At 65.4% G+C, this 16,488-nt stretch carries 11 protein-coding genes; 4 read left to right on the top strand and 7 right to left on the bottom strand.

The features are described from left to right. Positions 1-163: 163 nt before the first annotated feature. Positions 164-1,663: a multicopper oxidase domain-containing protein gene (locus LV476_RS05385; RefSeq protein ID WP_250074174.1), complete on the bottom strand. Its 1,500-nt coding sequence runs from the start codon at positions 1,661-1,663 to the stop codon at positions 164-166. A gap of 234 nt (positions 1,664-1,897) precedes the next feature. Between LV476_RS05385 and LV476_RS05380 the strand changes: the two genes are divergently transcribed. Together LV476_RS05380 and LV476_RS05375 are read left to right on the top strand one after the other, a co-directional pair. Then, on the top strand, positions 1,898-2,581 hold the full coding sequence (locus LV476_RS05380) for a heavy metal response regulator transcription factor (protein ID WP_250074172.1): 684 nt from the start codon (positions 1,898-1,900) through the stop codon (positions 2,579-2,581). Continuing rightward, the gene (locus LV476_RS05375; RefSeq protein WP_250074170.1) at positions 2,578-4,002 is read left to right on the top strand and encodes a heavy metal sensor histidine kinase; all 1,425 of its coding nucleotides are present in this window, start codon (positions 2,578-2,580) and stop codon (positions 4,000-4,002) included. Before LV476_RS05380 ends, LV476_RS05375 begins: the two co-directional genes overlap by 4 nt. Before the next feature lie 107 nt (positions 4,003-4,109). On the opposite strand, the gene LV476_RS05370 is transcribed toward LV476_RS05375, so the two are convergent. The 4 genes from LV476_RS05370 to LV476_RS05355 form a co-directional block, all read right to left on the bottom strand. Next, complete coding sequence (locus tag LV476_RS05370) at positions 4,110-7,202, bottom strand: efflux RND transporter permease subunit (protein WP_250074168.1); 3,093 nt, start codon at positions 7,200-7,202, stop codon at positions 4,110-4,112. A gap of 12 nt (positions 7,203-7,214) precedes the next feature. Beyond that, a complete protein-coding gene (locus LV476_RS05365) occupies positions 7,215-8,828 on the bottom strand; it encodes an efflux RND transporter periplasmic adaptor subunit (protein ID WP_250074166.1) in 1,614 nt (537 codons plus the stop codon). Next, positions 8,825-10,048 carry a TolC family protein gene (locus tag LV476_RS05360; RefSeq protein ID WP_250074165.1) on the bottom strand — a complete coding sequence of 408 codons (1,224 nt, stop codon included), beginning with the start codon at positions 10,046-10,048 and terminating at the stop codon, positions 8,825-8,827. The genes LV476_RS05365 and LV476_RS05360 overlap by 4 nt, the downstream gene beginning before the upstream one ends. 175 nt (positions 10,049-10,223) lie before the next feature. Next, positions 10,224-10,598, bottom strand: coding sequence for a hypothetical protein (locus LV476_RS05355; RefSeq protein WP_250074163.1), 375 nt, complete (start codon positions 10,596-10,598; stop codon positions 10,224-10,226). A 256-nt stretch (positions 10,599-10,854) separates the two neighbouring features. On the opposite strand from LV476_RS05355, the gene LV476_RS05350 reads away from it, so the two are divergent. Further along, the gene (locus tag LV476_RS05350) at positions 10,855-11,208 is read left to right on the top strand and encodes a DUF3147 family protein (RefSeq protein WP_250074161.1); all 354 of its coding nucleotides are present in this window, start codon (positions 10,855-10,857) and stop codon (positions 11,206-11,208) included. Here LV476_RS05350 and LV476_RS05345 read toward each other — a convergent pair. Both LV476_RS05345 and LV476_RS05340 read right to left on the bottom strand, forming a co-directional pair. Beyond that, positions 11,181-14,339: an efflux RND transporter permease subunit gene (locus LV476_RS05345; protein WP_250074159.1), complete on the bottom strand. Its 3,159-nt coding sequence runs from the start codon at positions 14,337-14,339 to the stop codon at positions 11,181-11,183. The two genes, LV476_RS05350 and LV476_RS05345, sit on opposite strands and share 28 nt — an antisense overlap. Continuing rightward, the gene (locus LV476_RS05340; protein ID WP_250074158.1) at positions 14,336-15,691 is read right to left on the bottom strand and encodes an efflux RND transporter periplasmic adaptor subunit; all 1,356 of its coding nucleotides are present in this window, start codon (positions 15,689-15,691) and stop codon (positions 14,336-14,338) included. The genes LV476_RS05345 and LV476_RS05340 overlap by 4 nt, the downstream gene beginning before the upstream one ends. 164 nt (positions 15,692-15,855) lie before the next feature. On the opposite strand from LV476_RS05340, the gene LV476_RS05335 reads away from it, so the two are divergent. Further along, entirely contained in the window at positions 15,856-16,485 is a 630-nt protein-coding gene (locus LV476_RS05335; RefSeq protein ID WP_250074156.1) for a TetR/AcrR family transcriptional regulator, read from the top strand. Positions 16,486-16,488 lie beyond the last annotated feature (3 nt).

Genomic DNA, 16,488 nt, shown 5'->3' with positions numbered 1-16,488 from the left:
CACGATTCGAGATGCCGAGGACCAGTCAGACGACGGCCGCGATCAGCAGTATCCAGATGATCCACATGAAGCCTCCGCCGAATCCCATGAAGTGTGCATAGTCCATGCTTGTGCCTCCCGTCGGGATACTTGGTGAATGTCAGCCTCGAATCGGCCTTTCTGCTCAGGAAACGCTGAAGTGCCCCATCATCCCGCCATCCTCGTGTTCGAGGATGTGGCAGTGGTACATGAACGGTTTCTCGTGGCTCGCCGGTTGCGTGAATTCCACCGCGAGTTCGGCGCGACCGTTCACCAGCACGGTGTCCTTGTATCCCTGGTTCTCCAGGCGCGTCGATCGACCGTTCTCGTCCGCCAGTACCCGGAAGCGGACACCGTGAATGTGGAAGGGGTGCATCAGCATGTCGCTCTCGACGGTCCAGTGCTCGGTGGTGCCGAGTGACACCTGCTCGTTGATGCGCTGCATGTCGAACGGTCGGCCGTTGATGCCCATGGTCGGGCCGCCGCTTCCGCCCATCATGCCCATCATCGGCATGCCGCCGAGCATCATGTCGAGCCGGAAGTGACGGCGCTGGGCAAAGCGTGTCGTCGGTGCGGGTAGCTCGTCGTCGATGGTCTCGGGAAGCTGGTCGACAGCACCCTTTTTGCCCGCCGGGTGGAACGAGAGAACCGGCATGTCACCCTCCAGCAGCGAAGAGGTGAAGGAGCGCAGACCGCTCATCATGCCCATCATGCCGGGGCCGCCCTGGTTTCGGTCCGGCCCGGTGACCAGGCGGGCGTCGTGGCCGTCACGGAAGTCGACCAGCACCTCGATCCGTTCGCCGGGGGCGAGACGCAGTTCGTTGGCGGCCGTCGGCTTGGGCCAGTAGCCCGAATCGCTTGCGATGACGTGCATGGGCCGGTCGTCGTCGAATCGCAGATGATAGATGCGGGCATTGGAACCGTTCAGCAGGCGCAGCCGCACGATCGAGCGCGGCATTCGCGCACGCGGGTTTTCGGCCCCGTTGACCAGGATCCGATCCCCCTGGAAACCATGCATGCGGTCCATCATGCCGAGGCGGTAGTCCAGACGGCCGAGCGAGTCGAAGCGGCGGTCCTGGATGATCAGCGTGAAGTCGTCGTCGCCGTGGTCATGCGGCAGGCCCCGCTCGTCGTCGCGTCCGTCGTCGATCTGGAAGACACCGGCCAGCCCGGCATAGACCTGTCGGGCCGTATGCGGGTAGGTATGGGCGTGGAACCAGGCGGTCGACGGCGGCTGGTCGATGGGCAGCACCGGCTTCCAGAGCGCACCCGGGTGGATCGGCTGGTGGGGGCCGCCGTCGACATTGCCCGGCACCAGCAGGCCGTGCCAGTGCGTGGCCAGCGGTTCTGGCAGGTCATTGAGCAATCCGACGGCGACCTCCTGCCCGCGGCGGGCCCGGACGACCGGACCCAGGAAATCCTGGTTGTAGCCCAGCGTCGCCGAGGAGGCGCCGGGGAGGAACCTGTGATTGCCGCGCTGGGCGACCAGATCCAGCCGGCCGCTCTTGCTCACGTCGATCAGGTTGGGCAACGGCAGCGACGGCCGATTGGCCGAGTCCGCTCGAGCCCATGTGGTTGCTCCCATGCACAGGGTCGCGCTGGCGGCGCTCGCCAGACTGCCCTTCAGGAAACGACGTCGATCCATTTCTGATTCCCTCCTCAACGCGTTCACGACCCGGCTCAACGAGTCTGCGCGATCAATGTTGTTCGGGGACGCCCTGCGATTGGATCTTCGCGGCGGCGCTGCATTCCCGATCTCACGGACAACGCTAGTCACTGCGACTGTCCGGTACCTGACCTGAACATTACATCCTTGTAATCTGGACAGGCTGACGTCGCCGGGTGGCAGAATGCCCCCGGAACCGGATCGGAGATGCACATGAAGGTTTTGATCGTCGAGGATGAGGACAAGACAGGGCGCTACCTGCAGCAGGGCCTGACTGAGGCCGGCTACACGGTCGATCTGGCCAATGACGGCGTGGACGGTCTGCACCTGGCCCTGACGGGCGATCACGACCTGGTCATCCTCGACGTGATGCTGCCCGGCATGGATGGTTGGCAGATCCTCGAGACGCTGCGCCGTGGCGGGCGCGACATGCCGGTGCTGTTCCTCACGGCGCGGGACCAGGTGGAGGACCGCGTTCGCGGCCTCGAGCGGGGTGCGGACGACTACCTAGTCAAGCCGTTCGCCTTCTCCGAACTGCTGGCGCGGGTGCGCACCCTGTTGCGTCGCGGGCGAGGAGAACCGGAAGCCACCACGCTGCAGGTCGCCGACCTGGAGCTGGACCTGCTCGGGCACCGGGCAACCCGGGCCGGGCAGCGTATCGATCTCACCGCCAAGGAGTTCGCGCTGCTGGAGCTGTTCATGCGCCGCCAGGGCGAGGTGTTGCCCCGTTCGCTGATTGCCTCGCAGGTCTGGGACATGAACTTCGACAGCGACACCAACGTGGTCGAGGTGGCGGTGCGGCGCCTGCGGCGCAAGATCGACGAGCCATTCGACCAGCGACTGATCCGTACCATTCGCGGCATGGGTTACGTGATGGAGGTCGAGGAGGAGGAATGACGCATCCGGCCTCCCTGACCACGCGTCTGACGCTGCTGTTCATCCTAGTTTCCTCCTCGGTGCTGCTGGGGCTCGCCTGGGTGCTGCATGCGGCGGTCGAGCGCCATTTCGTGGAGATGGATCGCGGCATACTCCAAAGCAAGGTCGAGGTGCTCGAACGCCTGCTAAAGCAGCCGCCGCAAGCGCAGGAATTGACGGCTTTGCAGAGTGCCGTGGTTGAGATGTTCCGCAGCGATCCGGAATTGCGGGTGTTCGTCCAGACCGCCGACGGCAGAGTGATACTCGCTCCGGAGGAGCCTGATTTCCCCGCGGACGAGTTGCCCCAGCGGGCAAGCGGGGTGCGGCCGGGGCTTTTTACCTGGTGGTATGACGGTTCCAGATATCGGGGGCTTGCCGATGCCATTCAGCCCGCGCTTCCGGGTTTCGAGCCATTGATCGTCGCGGTGGCCATCAACATTGATCACCATGAGCGCTTCATGGAGCGCTATAACCGCACTCTGTTCATCTTCATCCCGTTTGCCGCGATCCTGAGTGGTTTTCTCGGCTGGCGGGCCGCCCGCCGTGGCCTTGTCCCATTGCGGTTGATGCAGGAACGGGCCGCCTCGGTGACGGCGAGCCAGTTGAACACCCGCCTGCCCGAGGGCTCCGTTCCCCATGAACTGACCGGGCTCGCCCACGAGCTCAACCGCATGCTCGACCGTCTGGAAGAGGCGTTCCGCCGGTTGTCGAACTTCTCTTCTGACCTCGCCCACGAGATGCGCACGCCTGTGAGCAACCTGCTCACCCAGACGCAGGTGGCCCTGTCGCGTTCGCGCAGCCAACGGGAGTACCAGGAAATCCTGGCCTCCAGCGCGGAAGAGCTCGACCGCCTGTCGCGGATGATCGGCGACATGCTGTTTCTGGCGAAGGCGGACCATGGCCTGTCGCTGCCCTCGGTAGAGGAGTTGCGCCTGCACGAGGAAGTGGCCGACCTGTTCGAGTTCTACGACGCGCTTGCCGAGGAGGAGGGGGTGAGCCTGTCCTCCGCGGGCCGGGCGGTGCTCCGTGGCAATCGCCTCATGTTGCGACGGGCGTTCAGCAACCTGCTTTCCAACGCGCTCCGACATGCCGACGAGGGCGGCTACGTCGCCGTGAAAATCACCGAGCAGCCGTCGACGGTCTCCGTGGCGGTGGAAAACTCGGGCCAGCCGCTGGCACCGGAGGAGTTTTCCCGGATCTTCGAGCGCTTTTACCGTGCCGAGGGAGCTAGAACGCGCCCTCAGGGTGCCACCGGCGGACTGGGGCTTGGCCTGGCAATTACCCGGGCGATCATCCGGGCCCACGGCGGCGACATCACGGCAAACTCGGAGGAGGGGGTCACCTGTTTTCTTGTCACCCTGCCCCGAGAGCCGTCGCAACACGCCGGCGGGGAGAGCGCCTGACGAGTCGTGCTATGGGGGCACTGCAAAAAACTGCCCGCCGAAGGCGTCTCCGGCGGGCAGTGGATGACCCCCAACGGGGAGGGCGACTCGGGTGACGGTCTAGCGCATCAGCTGACGGCTGTCTTCTCGGTGCGCTGGGCCACCAGCCGGTAGAGCGCGGGCAGGACCACCATGTTGAGGAAGGTCGAGGTGGCCAGCCCGCCGAGGATCACCACGGCCATCGGGGCCTGGATCTCGGTGCCGGCCTCGCCCAGCCCCATGGCCAGCGGGATCAGCGCCAGGCCCGCGGTCAGTGCGGTCATCAGGATCGGCGCGAGCCGCTCCATGGAGCCGGCGACCACCGCTTCATCGACGGCCATGCCCTCACGGGCCAGGGCCTGGAAGCGGCTGATCAGCAGAATGCCGTTACGGATGGCGATACCGAACAGGGTGATGAAGCCCACCAGCGCGGCCACCGTGATCGTCCCGCCCATGAGCCAGACGGCGGCCACGCCGCCGACCAGCGCCAGCGGGATGTTGACCATCACCAGCAGCGCCAGCTGTAGCGAGCGGAAGGCCATTTGCAGCAGGAGCAGGATGCCGGCGAGCACCGCCAACGAGACCCAGCCGATGGTGCGGGTGGCATTGGCCTCGGCCTCGAACTGGCCACCGTAGGCGATCCGGTAGCCCTCGGGGAGTTGCATGTCCGCATCGACCCGTGCCCGGATGGCCTCGACCGCCCCGCGCAGGTCGCGCCCGGCGACGTTGGCACTGACCACCAGCCGACGTTCGGCATTCTCGCGCAGGATGGTGCCCGGCCCCTGCTCGAACGAGGGGCTGGCCAGCGCGCGCAGCGGCACCATGTCGCCCGTGGGGGTCTCGACCAGGGTGTCGCCGACGGCCTGCCGATTCGCGCGTGCTGCGTCGTTGAAGCGCACCACCAGGTCGAAGCGCCGGTTGCCCTCGAACACCTCGGAGACGACGCTGCCGCGATAGGCGGTCTCCACCAGTTGCGCGACTTCCTCGACCGTCATGCCGTAACGGGCAATCGCCTCGCGGTCGGCACGCAGTCGCAGCTGGGGCACGGATTGCAGCGGCTCCATGGCCACGTCCACCAGGCCGTCGACCTCCTTCATGGTGCCTTCGAGCTCGCCGCCGAGGCGGCGGAGCTCCCCGAGCGAGGGACCGAAGAGCTTCACCGCGATCGCCGCCCGCGTGCCCGAGAGCATGTGGTCGATGCGGTGCGACAGCGGCTGGCCGATATTGATATTGACGCCGCGCAGCCCTTTGAGCGTCTCGCGCAACTCGGCCAGGAATGCCTCCTTGCCTTGGGGCAGCTTGCCGAGGGTGACCTCGAACTCGGAGGCATTCGGCCCCTGGGTATGCGCATCCAGCGCGGCGCGGCCGGTCTTGCGGGCCACCGTTTCGACCTCGTCGAAATCGAGCAGCAGGTCCTCGACCTGTCGCCCGATGTCGGCCGAGGTCTCCAGCGAGGTGCCCGGCGGGGCGGTCACCTTGATGGTGAGGCTGCCCTCGTTGAACTCGGGCAGGAACGAGCGCCCGAACTGGCTGATCACCAACAGGGTGGCGACCACCATCACGAGCGAGAGCCCCAGTACGGCGGGCGCAAAGCGCAGGCTCGCGTTCAGGATCGGCGCATAGACCCGCTTGGCGAAGCGGATCACCGGCGGGTCCTTGTCCTCGCCCATGGCCTTGTCCTTCGCCAGCAGCCACAGGCTCAGGACCGGTGTGAGGGTCAGGGCGACCAGCAGGGAGGCGGCGATCGCGAACAGGTAGGCCAGCCCCAGCGGTTCGAGCAGCCGGCCCTCGACGCCGTCGAGGAAGAACAGCGGTGCGAACACCAGCATGATGATCGCGGTCGAGAAGACCACCGACTGGCGCACCTCCGAGCAGGCGCGGTAGACCACCCGGGTGGCCGGCGCGGGCCGTTCCCGCAGCGCGTTCTCGCGCAGGCGTCGGTAGATGTTCTCGACGAAGATGATCGCATCGTCCACCAGCGCGCCGATGGCGATGGTCATGCCGCCGAGGGTCATGGTGTTGATGCCGATGCCCATCCACTTGAGCCCGACCAGGGCGACGACCAGCGACAACGGAATCGCGAGTACCGAGATCAGTGTGGTGCGAAAGCTGAACAGGAAGGCGAACAGCACCACCACGACGAAGATCGCCCCATCGCGCAGGGCGACGGCGACGTTGTCGATTGCCCGGGATATGAAGTCCGCCTGGCGGAACAGGCCCGGTTCCAGGGTGATGCCCTCCGGCAGGTCGGCTTGCGCCTCCTGCAATACCGTCTTGATGCGCCGGGTCAGTTCGAGGGTGTCGGCATTCGGCTGCTTGGACACCGCGACGATCACGCCCGGATCGCCGTTGACGCCGGCATCACCGATCGGGATGCCCGGGCCCTCGCGGACCTCGGCGACGTGGCGGATGCGGATCGGGGCATCGTCGCGCACCGTGATGACCGCCTCGGCGAGATCCGGGGCCTGCTGGGTGCGGCCCATGAAGCGCAGGACGTAATCCTGACCGCCCTCGCTGATCCAGCCGCCGCCGGCATTGCGGTTTGCCCGGCTGGCCGCTTCGCGCACCTGGTCCAGTCCGATCTGCATCTCCTGAAGACGATCCGGGGAAACCAGCACCTGGTATTCGCGAATGTCGCCGCCCAGCGCGGTGACGTTGGCCACGCCGGGGATGGCGAGCAACTTGGGTTCGAGCTGCCAGTCGGCGATCTCGCGGGCCTGCATCAGGCTCGCCCCTTCCGAGGCGCGTATGCCGAAGAACTCGATCTCGCCCATGATCGAGGTGATCGGGCCGAGTTGCGGCACCCCGGCGCTCTCGGGCAGGTCGTCGCGCGCTTGGTCGAGACGTTCGGTGACGATCTGGCGGGACTCGAGGATGTCGGTGCCCCACTCGAATTCCACCCAGACGATGGAAAACCCCGGCACCGACTGCGAGCGCAGGCGGCGCACGTCGGTCGCCCCGTTCATCGCCGTCTCGATGGGGAAGCTGACCTGCTGCTCCACCTCCTCGGTGGCAAGCCCGGGGGCTTCGGTCATCACGGTGACCGTCGGGGCGGTCAGATCGGGAAACACGTCCACCGGCGCATCGCGAGCGGTCACGACGCCAAGGACGAGCAGCAGGGCGGAGGCGGCCACCACCAGCAGGCGGTTCTGCAGTGACCAGTCAATCAGTCGGTCCAGCATGTCCGTTCTCCGTTAGTGGGCGTGGCCGTGGCCGATTTCCTGTTCACCTCGCGAGGCGAGCAGGACGGTGTAGGCCCCCTCGGTGACCACGTGCTCGCCCGGGCGCAGGCCGGCGGTGATCGCCACGCGGTCGCCACTGCGGATGCCAGTCTTGACCTGACGGCGCTCGAACTCCTCGCCGCCGTGCTGGACGATGACCACCTCGATGCCGTCGTCGTCGAGGATGGCGGATTTCGGTACCACCACGGCCATCTGGCCGGTACCGGTGGAGAAGGCCGCCGACCACGCCGTGCCCGGGACCAGCCGGCCGTCGGGGTTGGGGATATCGAAGACCACCGGCACGGTGCCGTTTTCCTCGGTCCGGGTGCCGATGTAGGCGAGCTCCGCGCCGGGGAGCGACTGCCACTGGCCGCCGGCCTGACGAGCCAGCACGTTGCCGGGCCGCTTGATCCGCGTCATGTCGCCCGGGTAGGCCATGGCCTTGAGCCAGACCTGACTGTCGTCGAGCAGAGAGAACACCGCCTCGTTGGCGGCAACCACTTCGCCGGCTGCGCGGGGGCTGGCGGTAATCACCCCGCTGATCGGTGCGCGCAGGGTGACGGCCGCGTTCGCCTGGTCACGCTCGCCTTCGATCTGACCGAGCCGGGTACGGGCGCGTTCGAGAGCCTGCTGCGCGATGCGGTATTCGGACTGCGCCTGATCGAGCCGTTTTTCCGCGACGACGCCGTCATCAAAGAGGCCTTGCACGCGGTCGCGCTCGGTGCGGGCCAGGGACACCCGCTCGCGGGCCTGGGTGAGATCGAGATCGAGCTGGCTGACGTCCTCGGCGCCGCTCAGCGGCAGGACACGTGCCAGTACATCGCCGGCCTCGACGCGATCCCCGGGACGTTTCCAGGTGCCATCTTGGGGCGCTGCCAGTCGGCCGCTGGCCGGTGCCGTCGCCTGGGCGTTCTGCCCGGGACGGGGCTCGACGCGCGCCGGGACGGACAGGCGCTCGCTGATGTAGTCGCGGAAGGCCGGTCGGACGGCAAAGTCCATCCGCCATTGCTGTTCCTTGAGGAACGCGATGTCGCCGCCGTGCGCGCCATGACCGCCGTCGCCATGGTCGTGACCGTGGTCGTCTGCGGTGATCGTCTTGCCCGGCGCCGTGACCGTGACGTGGCCGGCATCGACGGTGAGTGCCTCGTCATCGGTGCCGAGGATCAGGTCGAGCTGGTAGTGGCCCGGCTTCTCGACGCGAATTTCGGGCAGAAAGATGCCGTCCCGCGCGATCGTCTCGGCAACGTGCTCCTCGACATGCCCATCGTCGCGCTCAAATCGATAACGGAGCGGGCCGGACATGACCGGCGAGAAGTCCTTCAGGAGGGTGAGGTGCGTGATGTATTTGCCGGGCGTGCCGGCGGTCGGTGCGGGGAACTCCATGAACAGTTCGAGTTCCCGCGACCAGGTCGTGACCGCCCGCATGGGTGGCTCGTCCGTGGCGGCATCCTCGTCATTTGCGTCGACATGCTCGCCCTGCTCGTCGTGTTCGTGGCCGAGTTCGTCGAGGCAGCCGGACAGGGGAAGACTCAGGGCAGTCGCCAGCACGAGCCAGAGGCGCCGGCGGGGGATTGCAATCGGGTTCATCGGTCTTGCTCCGGGTAATCGGTCGTGAGCATCAGGCCGGCGGCCAGACGCAAATCGGATTCGTGTTTACGCGCTTCCAGCAGCAGGTCGATATAGCGCCTCGAGCCGCGGATGTTGGCCTGGGCCGCATCGATCAGTTCGGTCAGGCTCAGCTCGCCCTGCTGGAAACCTCGGCGGGTTTGTTCGAGCACGGTTTTGGCGGGCTCAAGCACGGCGGTTCGGTGCTCGCGGATGTGTTCGAGCGCACCGGTGAGGCGGGTGTGGGAGCGTTCCAGCCGGATGCCGAGGTCGCGTTCGGTCAGCCGGCGTTCGGCGTCCTGGCGGATGGCCTCGCTCTGCTTTGCATCGACTCGACCATGCCCCTGTGACCAGAGCGGCAATTCGACCTGGAGCCCGACGTGGTTGGTGGTCTCATCGCGACCGTTGATGTGAGCGCGTTCGCGTCCCATGCGCACGGCCAGGTCCGGCAGCCGCTCGGCCCGGGCCTGTTCCACCTCGGCGCGAGCGGCGGCCACCTGCCGGGCGGCGGCGCGCAGGGTGGGGTGCCGGTCGAGTCGTTCGCGCAGGGTGTCGAGTGACGGCGGGGAATCGGGGCGGCTCAGTTCGGTCAGGGAAACGGAGGCGTTTTCGTCGATGTCGAGCACGCCTCGGTAGGTGGCGAGCGCGGCTTCGTGCACCTGACGTGCCTCGTCCAGCTCGGCCTGAGCCTCGGCATGCAGCAGGTTCAGCCGCAGGCGTTCGCGTTCGGACAGGTCGCCGGCGCTGGCACGACGGTCACCGATGCGTGCGAAGCGCCGGGTCCATTTCTGTTGGGCCGCTGCCTGTTCGACACGAGCTTGTGCCCATTGCATCTGGTGAAACGCGAGGGCCGCGCGATGCTCCATCGCCAGTGCGCGCTGAAGCTGCCGGGACTCCGCCACCTCGACCCGCCTGTCGGCGGCGTCGGCGCGGTGACCGATCCGTCCGTCGATCGGCAGGGGCTGGCGGATGGCATATTCCTTCACGGACCAGCCGCCGGAGCCGTCCTGCAGACCGAGCTCGTCACTGAAATCGAATTCCAGCGAGGGGTTGGGCCAGCGACCGGCCTCGTCGGCCAGGCCGACACGACGGTCGCGTTCCGCTCGGGCGGCGTCCAGCTCGGGGGCGACAGTCAGTGCCCGCTCGGCGGTGCGATCGAGCGTCCAGTCGGCGGCCGGACTGCTCAGGGGGGCAAGAAGCAACAAGCTGCTCACGAGCAAGGGGTGTTGGGCACATTTTGCCCAACGCTTTCGGAACGTCAGGGGCATGACGAACTCCTGTAAACGATGGATCGGGCCCACGACGGGGCGGGGTCACGTCGTCGGATGCGCCGACGGTTTACGTGACGTGATCGGTATCGATAACGGTGGGGAGTTGTCAGGCCAGGGGCGGGGCGCGTTCGGGTGGCCGTAGTCTCAGCCGAGACGAGGAAAGCGCTGGTGTGGTCAGCGGGGCGCGGATCGCCTGCGTCATTGGTAGGGCGATCAGCAGGGAAAGAACCACGATCAGGCCGAGGCCCTCGCTGAAGAACTTCAGCACGGCAGTCGGTTCGACCTCGACGGCGTCGGTCGGTGAGTCCGCGTGGGATTCGTGGTGCCCGAGGTGGGTCGTGCCGACCGCTTCCGCTTCCACGTGCGGGGAGGTGTGGATATGCCAGGCACAGCACCATAGCGTCTGCAGGACGACCGTCAGGCAGAGCAGTCCGACAAGGCGTCGGTGACGGGCAATCTGTTGTTGCAGGCGTTGGATCAAGGAACGTCCCGGTGTGGTGGCATAGTCATGACCGAACGGATCGGCCACGCGGTGCGCAAGCTACTATAAGGGTTGCTTCGCGCCGGCGGCAACCGCCATGTTTGGGCTCGGACAAGGGGATGGTTACTGCGGTTCCGCCCGTCGACAGCGGTGCCTGTCGGGATATCCGATACAGCGTGGCATGTCCGTGGGCCCACAAGGTCATCACCGGTTGATGGCCGCGTGCGCCAGGGGCCAAGAATGGAAGGAGGGCGTCATGGGCTGGTTGGTGGTCAAGTATCTGAGCACGGCGGGGATCGTGGTGCTGGTCTCCGAAGTGGCGAAACGCAGCGACAAGCTCGGGGCACTGATCGCCGCCCTGCCGCTGGTTACGATCCTTGCGCTGATCTGGCTTCACATCGAGACCGGCTCGCAGGAGAAGGTGGCCAATCATGCCTGGTACACGTTCTGGTACGTCGTGCCGACACTGCCGATGTTCCTGACCTTCCCGTTTCTGCTGGGACGGATCGTGTTCTGGCCCACGATGGTCACCAGTGCCGCCATCACGGTGGCTTCCTTCTGGCTGTTTACCTTCGTCGCTCGCTACTTCGGGGTGGAGTTGACGCCCTGAGCGGCCGAGTGGGGCGGAGATCCAATCATGCGTCGCTCATGGGTGCCGCCCAGATCATCGAGGATCACATACAGCGCGGGCAGCACCAGCAAAACCAGAACCGTGGAGACCAGCAAGCCGAAGACCACGGCAATGGCAAGCGGAATGATGGCGGTTGCCTGAGTGGATGTTTCGGCCAGCAGCGGAAGAAGTCCGGCGATCGTGGTCGATGACGAGATGAAGATTGCGCGGGTTCTAGCGCGGCTGGCCTTCCCGGCGGCGCTGATTGCATCCATGCCGTCGTCGTCGCGGTACTTCTTGATGAATTGCACCAGCAGGATGGCGTTGTTCACCACGATGCCCGCAAGTGACGCGGCACCGACCAGCGAGGGCATCGACAGGTTGTATCCCATGAGGACGTGACCCCATACCGCGCCGAGGAATGCGAGCGGGATGGCGAGCATGACGATCAGCGGTTCGACGTAGCTTCGGAACTGGTAGGAGAGGATCAGGAAAACCCCGATCAGTCCGATAAGCAGGCCACGCGCAATCGACTGACCGGTTTCGGCGGACCGGGCCACCTGTCCCTCGTAGCCGATGTCGAGGGATGGATAGGTGTCTTTGAGCTTCGGGGCGAGGGTGGTTCCAAAGTCGTCCACGATGGCCTGGGCGTTGTTCCGCTTCACGTCGACATGGGCCGAGACCGTCACGGTCCGTTGCCCGTCGATGCGTGTAATGCGTGCCCACTCGCGGGTGTCGACAACATCGACCAGTTCGGTCAGCGGTACGGCCTCGCCCGAGGGCGAGAGGATGACGCTCTGTTCGAGAAAGTCGATGCGGCCACGTTCGTCGTCGGTCTGGCGCACGACTAGGTCGACGGGCTGATCGCCGATCTGCAATGTGGTGAGCCGATCGCCCAGCACGCCCGTTCGCAACTGGTCGGCGATCTCTTGGGCGGTGAACCCCAGGGCGTAACTCCCCGGGGCGAGATGTAGCTGTCGTTGCGGTTTGCCAGGGCGAAGGTCGTCGATGATGTTGTACACCCCGTCGTAGTCGGCCAGGGCGTTTTGAACGTCCAGGGATGCCGCCTTCAATGCATCGAGGTCCTCGCCCATCAGGCGGATCTCGATCGGTATGCCTGCCGGACCGAAACCGGGTTCCTGGATGTTCAGGCGAACCAGGCCGTCGATTCGGGGCAGGGCGGCCTCCCAGGCGCTCGTCAATTCGTCCAGGGTCGTGCTGCGTTCTTCCGCGGTCAGCAGGTCGACGGAAACAGTCGCGACGTGAGGCCCGACTTCGTTCGCGCTCGCATTCTGTCCGTAGCGAATCTGAACGGCTTCGACCAAGCGCTGGCCGCCCGGTTGTTCGTTATCCTTCGCTGCGCCCACCTGCTGCACGGTGTTTGCCACCTGTTCCGCGACCTCCTCGGTGCGCTCAAGCGGCGTTCCTTGTGGCATCAGGATCCGTGCCTCCAGGACATCGCCTTCGATATCGGGCATCGCTTCCATCTTCACGTTGCCACCGGCAATAAAGCCCACCGAACCCAACAGGATGACCAGAAGGCCGGCCGCCGTCAGGTAGCGGAAACGGATAGCGGTGTCGGCTAGCCGGCCAACGCGTTCGCGGAATCGTTCGAATCCCCGGTGAAACCGACCGTGCCAGCCCGTTTCGTCGGCGGGGTCCGCGGTCAGGTCATGCCGTTCGGCACTGTGCTTGAGGTGGTGTGGCAGGATCCAGAAGGCCTCGACCAGGCTTGCGGCAAGCGCTGCGATCAGGACCACGGGCAGCACCTCGAGCACCGCCCCGAGTTCGCCGGCGAGGAAGGACAGTGGCGCGAATACCGCAACTGTCGTCAAGAACGAGGACATGACGCCCGGCAGAATCCCCCGGGCCCCGATGCTCACCGCCTCCAGGGTGCTGGGCTGCCGTTTGAGCTGTTCGACGATGTGATCGGTCAGTACGACCGAATCGTCCATCACGATACCCACCGCCATCAGTAGGGCGACCAGGGTGATCATGTTCAGCGACAGGCCGAACAGACTCATGGCAAAGAAAGCGCCGGCGAAGGCGACGGGCAGGCCCAGCACAGCCCAAATCGCCAGTCGCGGGCGGAAGAAAAGACTCATCACCAGCGTGACCAGAATCAGTCCGGCGATGCCGTTCTTCACCAGCATCTGCAGCCGATCCTCGACGATCGACGTCATGTCCTGGGTAATCGTCAGCGCGACCGATTCGCCTCGTGCGGCCTGTTCCTCGGCCATGAATGCCTTGAGGCCCGCCATCACGTCGAGGGCATCCTCCGAGCGGCTCTTGAACACCTCCAGCACCACGGCTCGCTGGCCGTCGTAGTCGATCCGTTCTTCGGGGCGCTCGTAGGTTTCAGTGATTTCGGCGATCTCGCCGAGTGTTATCTCGGCCCCCGAAGCCGAGCGTAGGGCGGGCAGCGACGCGAGCGCATCCACATTCCTTCTCTGGTCGACGAACCGAAGCTGGATTTCCTGACGATCGCTCTCGATGGTGCCGATCGGCAGGTCGATGTTCTGCTGTCGGATGACGTTGGCGACGTCGCGTACGGTCAGCCCGTACTGCCGAAGTTCGTCTCGGGAAAGCCGCACCTCCCAGCGTCGATCGGAGAGCCCCGCGAGCCTGACGTCGCTCACCCCGTCGAGCCGACGCAGACGGTCTTCCAGCGACCGGGCGTAGCTCTCAAGATGGGGAAGGCTGGTGTCGGCCCGAACGGCCAGTGCAGCAACCAGATCGTTGCGATGCAGCTCGCGGATGATCGGGGGGCGAGCCTGTTCGGGGAAATCGATGATCGCGTCGATCTCGGTACGGATGTCATCCAGGAAGCGGCTGGCTTCCCCGTCGGGTTCCATTTTCGCGACGGCATCGGCCAGGTTGTCCTGGGCGTGACAGACGAACTCCTCGAGGTCTCCCACCCCGGCCAGCGCGTCGTCCAGGCGCAGGCAGATGTTTTCCTCGACATCGGCGGCCGTGGCCCCCCGGTATTCGACCGATATCGCCGCCTCGACTGGCTGATAGTCGGGAAAGGTCTCCCGGATCAACTGCGGTGCGCTGAACGCGCCGACGGCCAGCAATAGGATCAGCAGCAGGTTGGCGGCCGTCGGATGGCCGGCGAACCACCGGATCACGTCGTCTCTCCGGTGGCCATTTCGACCAGGGCCTTCTGAGCGTCAGGGTCGTGACGTGGTCGCAATGCCATCCCGTCGATGGCCGGGACGGGGTCGTCGATGATCACCCGATCGCCGGGCTTCACGCCCGTTTCCACGATGACCCAACCGTTTTGCGGACGGGAGGTTCGGACGTCGCGCCGTTCCAGTCGGTCTTGCTCGTCGACGAGATAGACCTGGCCCTGATGGACCGCTTCGACCGGGACAACCAGCCGCGACTCACTTGTCGCGACCGTGAATCGCCCCTCGACAAACGTGCCCGGGACAAGGGCCGGTCGTCGGGGCGGTTGAGCGTTTCGATAAGGCTGGTCGATGGCCGTGATGACCTGCAGCGTGCGAGTCGCCAGGTCGAGCCCTTCGGCCACCCGGACGATTCGTGCATCCCAGCTTGCCCGTTCCCCCGAGCCGGTGAGAATCCGGACATCGATGCCCGAGAGTGCCTCGGTAGAGGGCACGGGGCCCTTGAGAGTCAGGGCATTTTCCCCGAGCCCGGCGACCAGATCGCGCATGTGGGCAAATGAGATCTGAATGGGTGCTTCGGCCACCTGGATACCGTCGGCAACGAAAAGACGCTGCCCACGCGAGACCTGTTGGCCGGATTCGACCTCGACCTTCCCGATCCGCATGTCGAATGGGGCGGTGATGCGCGTGTCGGCAAGGTCTTCCCGAGCGAGTTCCCGACGGACTTCGGCCTGCTCCCGTCGAGCTGCCAAGCGGTCGAGCTTGACGGGGATCTGGGCGAGTTGGTTTGCCAGGGTTTGCGTTGATTGTCGTTGCTGGATCGTCGCGCGCCGCTGGGTATCCAGCTGGTTCGCCGAGAGCATGTCTCGGTTGGCAAGTGACTCGGCGCGAGACAGCTCCCGCTCGGCCAGTGCCAATCGCTGGCGCTCCAGTTCGTACAGCGCTTCGGTGTTTTGTTGTTCCTGCAGGAGTTCTCGACGCTCGGCCTCGATGCCCTTGAGGTCGGCATTCGCTTGTTCGAGCGCCAGTTCGTATCGGCTGGGGTCGATCACCAGGAGCTCGGTTCCGGCTTCGATGAATTCGCCGTTCTCCAACCCCGCGTGACGGCTCACCACCCGACCGGAGACGTTGGCAATGGCTGCCCAGGGCCGGGCGGATTGGACGGTTCCAAAGCCGGTGGCTTGAAGCGTTGGTCGTATCGGGGTGGCTTCGATAAACCGCACCGCCGGTTTTTGCAGGGCCTCGTCGCTTTCGGGCGGGCCCTGCCGGGTCGCGATAAATGACGCCAGGATGATCCCGCCGATGAGGAGGCCGGCGAATACGGTCAGTGTGCGGGTAAGGCGTGTCGCCATGGGAAGTCCCTTTGATCTTGACGAGCGGAGGCGACCAACGAGGCGCCAGTCCAGAAGTGATCGACTGCTATCTTCTCCTGCCGCCCCGGGCTTCTGTCAAGCGTTGACATGTGCTGGCTCATGCCAAAAGATAGTGATCAATTACTTTTTTTGAGGATCGAACATTGTCGCCATCCAACAACGAACATGAGTCGGTTCGTTCTCGCCAGTATCTGCCATCCGAAGAGAGACGGGACGAGACGGCGCGTGCCGTGGTCGATCTCGCGGGAGAGCAAAACCCCAACGGGATCAGCACCAAGGCGATCGCCGAGAAGATGGGCGTGACTCAGGGCGCGTTGTTCCGTCATTTCCCGAACAAGGAGGCGATCTTCGCCGGGGTGATCCAGTGGGTGGCTCGTCGACTCATGAAGCGAATCGACAGCGCCATTCGAGGCATCGATTCACCGACCGCGAAGCTCGAGGCCATGTTCCATGCCCATGTCGGATTCGTCACCGATCACCCGGGTGTGCCGCGGATGGTATTCGGCGAACTGCAGCACCACGGCGATCGTTTGCCCAAGCGCATGGTGAGGGAGTTGGTCGGTCGTTACACCGACAAGGTTGCCGGACTGCTTCGCGATGGTCAGCAAGCCGGGGAGGTCGACGCAACCGTGGATGTCGAGGCGGCGGCAAGTCTGTTTATTGGCACGATCCAGGGGCTGGTGATGCAGTCGCTGATCGCTGGCGATCCGGTGCTTGTGCGAGAGCGTGCATCGGGGGCGTTTGCCATCTATCGGCGCGGTATCGAACCGTGATAA

Origin of the sequence: Guyparkeria hydrothermalis (genome assembly GCF_023555385.1) — a bacterium.
Taxonomy (GTDB): Bacteria; Pseudomonadota; Gammaproteobacteria; order Halothiobacillales; family Halothiobacillaceae; genus Guyparkeria; species Guyparkeria hydrothermalis_A.
The sequence above is the reverse complement of the archived record's forward strand: the minus strand, read 5'-3'. Positions and strand labels throughout refer to the sequence as shown.